Below are 8,749 nucleotides of genomic sequence, written 5' to 3'. Positions count from 1 at the left end.
GAGACTCTTAAACCGCCAAATCCTTTGATTCTACTGGGTTTCGTGATGAATGAATGTTGGTCTGTGAATATTTCAGGTTTAGATAATAAAAGGAAAAAATCAAAAAAATTCACTCCAGAAATGTTGCTAGAATTTAGGATTAAACATGTAAGAGAGTACGGAGAGAATTTCCCTGGTATTTATATCATCTATAATTCTGTAAAAGATATGTATTACGTAGGTCAAGCGGAAAGAGTATTGGATAGAGCTTATAAGCACTTTATTAAAAATGGAGGAAATCCAGAAGTATATAAGGATTATTGCTCAGGAGATCAATTTACATAAGTTTAATACCTCTAAAGGATACATCTTTTAAAACGTTAAGCGAGTTAGAAGATAATGCAATGAGGGCATATGACTCGATAGCTCCAGATGGTTATAATATCAATCCGGGCAATGTAATCGACGGATTACCTTTTTTTGAAAGTGAAGAATATCAAGAGGTTGCGGATTTAATATTAGATAAGATAAAAGAAACCGAAATATTTTATACTCTTTCAAATCAAAAGAAACGAATGAAATACACCCAGACTTTATTGTTAGAACTTGGAGTCCCAAGTAATATCCATTTTTTGGTCAACTTTGTGTTGATGATAACAAAACATCGAAAAGCTAAAATAAAAGGATAATAATTTTCGGATAAAAATAATTCAATGAAACAGCGACTGTCTCGGACTTTTTCAATTTCCAGGGTCAGTCTAATACTTATTTCATGGAGTATAACGGTTTGACGATTCGATATGACTCGTGGAATAAAGACATCCAGTCTAATACTTTATTTTATGCTGACATTCGGAGCTCCACTATATTGTGGACGCTGTTTTTTTACACTAATATATCCGTCGATGCAATTAGTTTTAGAACTGGTAAGCTCCGAGTAAAGAACTTGAAGCATTAATCCAAATAATGAAACTATAGTGTGGTTTTCATTAAATTTTGATAAAGGCAGAGGGAAATGATACATAGTGTAGAAGTTAAATTATTCCATTAACAAGTTAGTAAAATATCATTATAGATAATTTTCTAAGGGACATTATATAGCGAATATTGAAACAGTGAGGAGAGAAGCTGTTGGAATTTTATGCTCACAGCAAAGAGACGGGACAGTTTCAATTATTAGCGAATCATTTAATATCAGTAGCTGAAATGTGCAAGCAGTTTGCAGATCCTTTCGGTGCTGGTCAATTGGGATATCTAGCTGGACTTTTACATGATATAGGGAAATACTCAGTGCCATTCCAAGAACGTATTCGCGGTGGAAACATTCGAGTGGACCATTCCACAGCAGGTGCACAATGGATTATTAGGAAAGAGGTCGTGCAAAAATATTTAGGCAGCAGACCTATAGATTTGTACCTAGCAAGACTGCTCGCAAATGTAATATCGGGCCATCATGGCGGTTTGTTAAACTATGGGGCTTTAGATGAGGAGGGAACGTTACATCATCGACTTTTAAAACAAGACTTACCTGATTGGAGCAACGCTTGGAAAGAAATCGACGTTACTGTAAAGAAGATAGCTGTTCCAAGCCAGTTAACTCCTCCAATCGTAACGGAGAATAACATCGCTTGGAAATATAGCGTTCTTGGAAGAATGATCTATTCAGCATTAGTTGATGCGGATTCGATTGACACAAGAAATTATGTGGACGGAATCGAACAACCGGTCAACTCGATGTACCCTGACGTTCAACAATTGCTTCATCGATATAACACGTATATGGAAAAAAACTTCGATGAATCGAAGAATACAACAATTCATAAATTGCGAAGAGCTATAAGGAGCACATGCGAACGTAAGGCTAAAGCAGCAAAGCAGTTGTTCTCTTTATCTGTGCCTACCGGAGGCGGAAAGACTTTGTCCTCCTTGTCCTTTGCACTACAACATGCTGTTCACCATGGACAGAGAAGAATCATATATGTGATTCCCTTTACAAGTATCATAGAACAAAATGCAGCTATTTTCCGTGATGCTCTTGGTGACGATACCGTGTTAGAGCATCACAGTAACATCTCTTACGATGAGTATGAGGAAAATTATACATCTGAAATAGGTCGACGATTAAAGCTGAGTACTGAGAATTGGGATGCACCTATGATCGTAACGACGTCTGTGCAGTTTTTTGAATCGCTCTTTGCTAATAAGAGAAGCAAATGCAGGAAGCTGCACAATATTGCGAACTCAGTCATTATCGTGGATGAAGCACAGAGTATACCAAGAGACTATCTAACGCCTTGTCTGCATGCGATGAAGGAACTGGTAGAGTCATATGATTGCTCGATTGTACTTTGTACTGCAACACAACCAGCATGGAAGGAATTGGGGTTCGAGGTTCAGGAATTGATGGATTCACCATCACCAAAGCAACTGTTCTATCATTTCAAGAGGGTCGAGGTCTTAGTGCATGGAGGGGCTACAGAGGTGGTTCCGGATTCCAAACTCGTACAATGGATGGAGGAAACTGATCAGATTTTGTGTATCGTCAATACACGAAAACATGCAAAGTTATTGAATGATAAGTTGCGAGAGCACCATCTGGAGGGAGTCTATCATCTTAGTGGTCGTATGTGTGCAACACATCGCAAACTAATCTTCGCAGAAATACGATCACGCCTTAAGCAGAAGCTCCCGTGTAGAGTCGTTTCGACACAGCTCATAGAGGCCGGAGTTGATGTGGATTTCCCAAAAGTACTGAGGTCGCTTTCAGGTATTGATTCTATCGCTCAGGCTGCTGGTCGTTGCAATCGGGAGGGCCGATTAGACAAAGGACAGGTTATAGTGTTTTATCCGGAGAAGCACGGTATGCCCTCCAAAGGTTGGATGAAGGAAACAGCAATTGAGGCCCAGCATGAACTTCGTTTCCAGGGTGATCCTCTTTCACTGGAAAGTGTGCACAGTTATTTTGAACGTATCCATGGTATACGTGGAAACAATGTGCTTCAAGTAACAGATACAAAACAGATCATGCAACTTATTCAGCGGGCAAAAAGAAACTTTGAAATTCCTTATGAAGATATTGCGGACCAATTCAAGCTCATCGATGACGTTACGAAATCCGTTATAATCCCCTACGATGAAATGGCTAAGCAACTGATTGAGGAGCTTTCTACAAACTTATATCCAATGCGTACACTGCGAAGGCTACAATCTTATGTAGTCCAAGTTTATGAGCATGAATTTGTCGCAATGCAGAAGCAACGTAAACTACGGGATGTTGCCGGAGTGAATTGTTTGATAGATGACCAAGATTACTCTGAGGAGGCGGGGCTTCTTACGCCAGGAGAAAGCCCGGAATCTGAAGTTCAAATATTTTGATAGGAGTTGGGGAGATGGGTTACGGTATCAAATTGCTAGTATGGGGCGATTATGCTTGCTTCACACGACCAGAAATGAAAGTCGAGCGTGTTAGCTACGATGTGATGACTCCATCAGCTGCCCGTGGGATATTGGAAGCGATCCATTGGAAGCCGGCGATACGCTGGGTTATCGATCGGATTCATGTACTAAAGCCGATCTGCTTTGAGAACATTCGTAGAAATGAGGTTGAAACAAAGGCATCTAAGAAGAGAGTGATTTATGCTTCAGAAGAGCGTCAGCAGCGCGCGGGATTAGTATTGAAGGATGTTAAGTACATCATAGAAGCTCATTTTGAAATGACAGATCGACAAGCGAATGAGGAAACACCGGAGAAGCATTACAATATCTTTTTGCGCCGCGCACGGCAAGGACAATGTTTTCATCGTCCATACTTTGGATGTCGGGAGTTCCCAGTTCAATTCGAATTATTGGAAGATGACTCCCTCCATCTTACCAACGAGGTCTTTCATACTCGAACTATAGATCTAGGTTATATGCTTCTAGATCAGACGTATGTACAGAATGAGAGGGGAGAAACGAAGGAAGTGTTAGCCCACTTCTTCCGTGCTGAGATGAAAGATGGGGTAATCGACATTCCTTCGAGATAGGAGGTGAACGTATATGATTTTGCAAGCACTGTATAGGTATTATCAAGTCTTACTCGAAACCGAAGGCGAACAGTTGCCTAGCGAAGCGTATTCTTCAGCTGATGTGTCGTTTGAGTTACATTTGGATGCTCAAGGCAATGTATCTGGTCTTTTTCCGTATGTGGACGAGAAAGGTAAAATCTTTAAGCGAACGTACAACGTACCTAAGCAAGAGAAGCGTTCTTCTGGAATTAAATCGTATTTCCTGTGTGACAAAGCGGATTATTTATTTGGTGCAGCATTAGGTTTGAGAGAAGCTTGCAGAGACAAAATGATTCACTTGTGGAAAGAGGTACTTGGGTATGCGGGAACTGAAACATCTGAAATAAATGCACTGCTGTCATTTATTAAGCTCTCTGCAGAACAGCTGATGGAGCAATTAAATCAACTTACTGACGATAAGTTTAGAGAATCATTGAGCACAGGAGGGCTCTATATTTTGAAGTTCGCGCCGACAGGTAAGTTTTTTCATAATGAAGTAAGCATTCGACAGTCATGGGAGAACTATTACCAATCTCAAATGGGTGAAGATGGTGAAGGTAAAAAGCAGATATGCCTAATTACTGGGGAGAGCACATCACCGAATCGAATTGCAAGACTTCATCCGAGCATCAAAAATGTCTTTGGAGCACAATCTACCGGGGCATCCATAGTTTCGTTTAATAAAGATTCATTTTGTTCTTATGGCCGCGATCAATCCTATAATGCGCCCACTTCACAGAAAGCCGCTGATGCATATGGATATGTGTTAAACAAATTGCTGGCCGATCGCCGTCACAAAGTGCGTATGAATGAAATGACTGTAGTTCATTGGGCTGAATCATCTTCTGCTAAAGAACAGAACTGGCTTTCCTCACTTTTTCAAGATGTTGCGGAAGAAAAAGAGGATAATACTGATGTTCCAGATGTCGAGACCGTACAATCACGGTTAAAAGCTTCCATGAATCGGATTCAGAAAGGACAAACATTTCGAGATACGTTTGATGATTTGGATACAGGGACGACATTTTATATCTTGGGCTTATCTCCTAATGCGGCAAGATTAGCTGTGCGTTTCTGGTATACAGGGACGATCGGAGAAATAGGAGAACGAATTTGGCAGCATTATAAGGATTTGGCGGTGACAGGATTAGAGCAAAGTCCAACCATTAAACAACTCCTTCGTGAGATTGCAGTTGGTCACGATTGGGACAACATTCCACCTAACATGGAAGGTCAAATGCTCAGATGTATTTTGCTTGATTTGCCCTATTCTAGAGCGGTGTTTGCCCAATTAATGAATCGAATTCGGGCTGAATCTGATGATCCCAGAAAAGGCTTATTTAAGATCGGTGCGCTTCGTGCAGGGATGATAAAGGCGTATTTTCTACGTAAAGCAAGAGTGGACAAAAATACTAGTTTGGAAGGAGAGTTAACAATGGCATTAAATGAGCAATCGACAAGTGTCCCGTATCATTTAGGAAGACTTTTTGCTTGTTTGGAGAAAGCGCAAGTGAGCGCTCTTGGTCAAGGAATCAATGCGACGATTCGGGATCGTTTCTGGGGAGCTGCATCTGCTACGCCGGCAACTGTTTTTCCGCGTCTGCTAAGTCTTGCTCAGCACCATATCTCCAAGGGTGAGGATTGGGGAAAAAATAACGATTACCGTATTCAAGAAATAATGAATGCTTTACCACAACAGTTTCCCAAGAGGCTGACTCTGGAGGAACAAGGAATGTTCGCGTTAGGTTACTATCATCAGAGACAGGATTTTTACACAAAGAAATCCAGCAATGACAATTAAAAAATGATAAAAGTGAGGTAACGGACATGAATGAAAAAGTGGCGTTAACTAAGAGATACGAGTTTGTGCTGTTATATGATGTGGAGAACGGAAATCCAAACGGAGATCCTGATGCAGGGAATTTACCAAGATTAGATCCGGAGACTGGTTGTGGCTTGGTAACCGACGTGTGTTTAAAACGGAAGGTTCGAAATTATATCGAACTGGCAAAATCGGGGGATCCATCCTATGAGATTTATGTAAAAGAAGCAGCAGTTCTTAATAGCCTGAATAAAGAGGCATTCCTGAATAACCATCAAATTGAATTGAAAGAAAACAAATCTGACAAGATGGAAGCTAAGAGAAAAGAAGATCAACAAACGCTTACACAATGGATGTGCAACAAGTATTACGATATCCGTACATTCGGCGCTGTGATGACTACAGGAGTCAATTGCGGACAAGTCAGAGGACCTGTACAATTCAGTTTTTCGAAGAGTATCGACCCCATCTCACCTCAAGAAGTTACAATTACTCGGATGGCAGTAACCAATGAGAGGGACGCTGATAAAGAACGCACTATTGGAAGAAAAAGCATAGTGCCGTATGGGCTATATCGTATGGACGGATTTGTTTCGGCTCCGTTGGCGAATCAAACCCAATTCGACGAAGAAGATTTGGAGCTATTATGGTCTGCGTTGATCAACATGTTCGATCATGATCGTTCGGCATCCCGTGGTAAAATGGCAGCGCAGAAGCTAATTGTTTTCGAGCACAATACCGCTTTAGGTAACGCGCCTGCTCACAAGTTATTTAACCTAGTGAAGGTTGCACGTAAACCGGAGGTTGATATTGCGCGGTCCTTTGAAGATTACGATGTTCACATTGGGGAAGCTCCATCGGGTGTGAGGATAATCGAGAAACTATAGTATTCTACCTGATGCTTTCATTTTATTAAAAGCCTGCGGTGCGAATGTAAAGTGAACATGAATTTGCAGGGACATTCGCACTCAGTATTTTGTAATAAATTACATATTTTAAAAAATAAACTTGAAATTTTTTTTGTAATAATTTAATAATGAGTGTTTTGATCATAAAAATAGATATTTTAAGTGTATTTGTATCAAAAATCGCTGTCGCATCCCTCACGGATGCGTGGATTGAAATGCTGATATTCGCGTTATATTGGCTTGGTGTCAATGGTCGCATCCCTCACGGATGCGTGGATTGAAATAAATCCGGATTTTTCGAATTTGAAATTGCAGGTGGCGTCGCATCCCTCACGGATGCGTGGATTGAAATGCAAATGACAACATCAATGACGCTTACGTTCTCGCGTCGCATCCCTCACGGATGCGTGGATTGAAATTTGGAGAGACTTGGCGATGCGAAGAGGAAAAAACAGTCGCATCCCTCACGGATGCGTGGATTGAAATTTCTTGTCGTTGATGTAATCGCCGGCTTGCTTTCTGGTCGCATCCCTCACGGATGCGTGGATTGAAATACCAAATATCCAATTTTGTGAACATGTCTAATACGAGTCGCATCCTTCACGGATGCGTGGATTGAAATTTCCCGCGTGACTTGACCTTCAGCGCTAATTTCGTCGCATTTTTCACAGATGCGTGGATTGAAATTTAAACAGGTTGTAGCCTAGCAAATCGCTCTCTGGTCGCATCCTTCACGGATGCGTGGATTGAAATGTCTTAGGAAGCATTTAGATGCGGATCTCATATCGTCGCATCCTTCACGGATGCGTGGATTGAAATTCAAACCCGAAATTTGTCAGCAGTAATTCGAGTTGGTCGCATCCTTCACGGATGCGTGGATTGAAATCACTACGAGGACATACAGAAGCACGGCAGCGATGTCGCATCTTTCAAGGATGCGTGGATTGAAATAACGGTCTATGCATAGCGGATACGGGCCAGGAATGGGTCGCATCCTTCACGGGTACGTGGATTGAAATGAAGCGGTCAGCGAAAGATTGAATGGTGAAGAGGTCGCATCCTTCACAAGTGTGTGGATTGAAATATTCCAGATGTTAGCGGAGAAATGAAGGCCTACAGTCGCATCCTTCACGGGTGCGTGGATTGAAATTCCCACACTTCTAATAGGCTATCTGTGCTGCTGTAGAGTCGTATCCTATACGGATGTGTGGTTTGAAACATGGAGATCGTTTTGGATGTGTTCAAGGCCGAGGCTAGCATCCTGCATTGTTGATCGAAGCAGCATACATCGAGAAATGTCGCATTTAATACAACAGATTAAAACCTCTCATTAGAAGATAGTTTAGATTTAATAGGACTAATGGGAGGTTCTATTGTGAATATAAGTCAATTACGCCCTGCAGCTAAAAATACTTGTTAATGAACTTGACAATATCCTTTTTTCAGTAGTTTAGGGCATCGTATCCACTTTGTTAGATCTTTGTTTCGCTTTGCAAAGGAAGATGTGATCCATTTGATATTCGCCCTACAAGACTGAAAAAACAAATAAGGCAATTATATGCTGATAGAATTAATAAAAAAAATTCATTATGGAAATTAGAAGAAGAGTTAATTTATTTAAAGTTACTGATTAAGAGAAACATTATAAGTGCTTCTACGAGATATCATAACGAGATCAAGATGAAAGAACATCAAAGGCGAGTTTCATTAGTAAGGCGTCAAATGGGTTTTAACAATACTATTAATACTACGGATAGAAATCGTGATGATTATCTTATTCGAAATAGTGATTATAAACGAGGTAATTTATTAGAGAATCATGTTAGGAATAATTTATACAAACATATCATAGAGACATTTGAATACAAGTGTGTTCTATGTCCTTGAACTAACGGATACGATACTTTAACGAACGGGGAGCAGTTTGCCGCACGGCAGCTGTTCCCTGATTTTATTAAACAAACGGGAAGTTTGGCTCAATACAGGAGGATGAG

At 40.7% G+C, this 8,749-nt stretch carries 6 protein-coding genes and 1 CRISPR repeat array; all 6 genes read left to right on the top strand.

Annotation, left to right across the window (positions count from 1 at the left end):
- Positions 1 to 324 (top strand): GIY-YIG nuclease family protein (locus tag AC3WRW_RS32615; protein ID WP_492550373.1); only part of this gene is annotated, 324 nt, incomplete at its 5' end.
- A gap of 59 nt (positions 325 to 383) precedes the next feature.
- Entirely contained in the window at positions 384 to 668 is a 285-nt protein-coding gene (locus tag AC3WRW_RS32610; protein ID WP_492550372.1) for a hypothetical protein, read from the top strand.
- A 442-nt stretch (positions 669 to 1,110) separates the two neighbouring features.
- Positions 1,111 to 3,354: a CRISPR-associated helicase Cas3' gene (gene cas3 / locus AC3WRW_RS32605; RefSeq protein WP_492550371.1), complete on the top strand. Its 2,244-nt coding sequence runs from the start codon at positions 1,111 to 1,113 to the stop codon at positions 3,352 to 3,354.
- A 14-nt stretch (positions 3,355 to 3,368) separates the two neighbouring features.
- Positions 3,369 to 4,004, top strand: coding sequence for a type I-C CRISPR-associated protein Cas5c (cas5c, locus tag AC3WRW_RS32600; protein WP_492550370.1), 636 nt, complete (start codon positions 3,369 to 3,371; stop codon positions 4,002 to 4,004).
- Between the two features lie 13 nt (positions 4,005 to 4,017).
- Positions 4,018 to 5,826, top strand: a complete 1,809-nt coding sequence (gene cas8c / locus AC3WRW_RS32595; RefSeq protein ID WP_492550369.1) for a type I-C CRISPR-associated protein Cas8c/Csd1 — start codon at positions 4,018 to 4,020, stop codon at positions 5,824 to 5,826.
- 26 nt (positions 5,827 to 5,852) lie between these two features.
- Positions 5,853 to 6,734: a type I-C CRISPR-associated protein Cas7/Csd2 gene (gene cas7c / locus AC3WRW_RS32590; protein ID WP_492550368.1), complete on the top strand. Its 882-nt coding sequence runs from the start codon at positions 5,853 to 5,855 to the stop codon at positions 6,732 to 6,734.
- Between the two features lie 206 nt (positions 6,735 to 6,940).
- Positions 6,941 to 7,905: direct repeats of the CRISPR family, unit length 32 nt; unit sequence GTCGCATCCCTCACGGATGCGTGGATTGAAAT.
- Positions 7,906 to 8,749: the final 844 nt, after the last annotated feature.

It is taken from the genome of Paenibacillus sp. FW126-R14 (genome assembly GCF_058789495.1).
Note: the sequence above shows the minus strand (reverse complement) of the source record. Positions and strands in the feature narration are given on the sequence as shown.

What these genes read in the sequence shown, in the direction of transcription:
- cas7c (WP_492550368.1), top strand. Translation starts at nt 5,853, where the DNA reads ATGAATGAAAAAGTGGCGTTAACTAAGAGATACGAGTTTGTGCTGTTA.
- AC3WRW_RS32610 (WP_492550372.1), top strand. Translation starts at nt 384, where the DNA reads ATGAGGGCATATGACTCGATAGCTCCAGATGGTTATAATATCAATCCG.
- cas8c (WP_492550369.1), top strand. Translation starts at nt 4,018, where the DNA reads ATGATTTTGCAAGCACTGTATAGGTATTATCAAGTCTTACTCGAAACC.
- cas5c (WP_492550370.1), top strand. Translation starts at nt 3,369, where the DNA reads ATGGGTTACGGTATCAAATTGCTAGTATGGGGCGATTATGCTTGCTTC.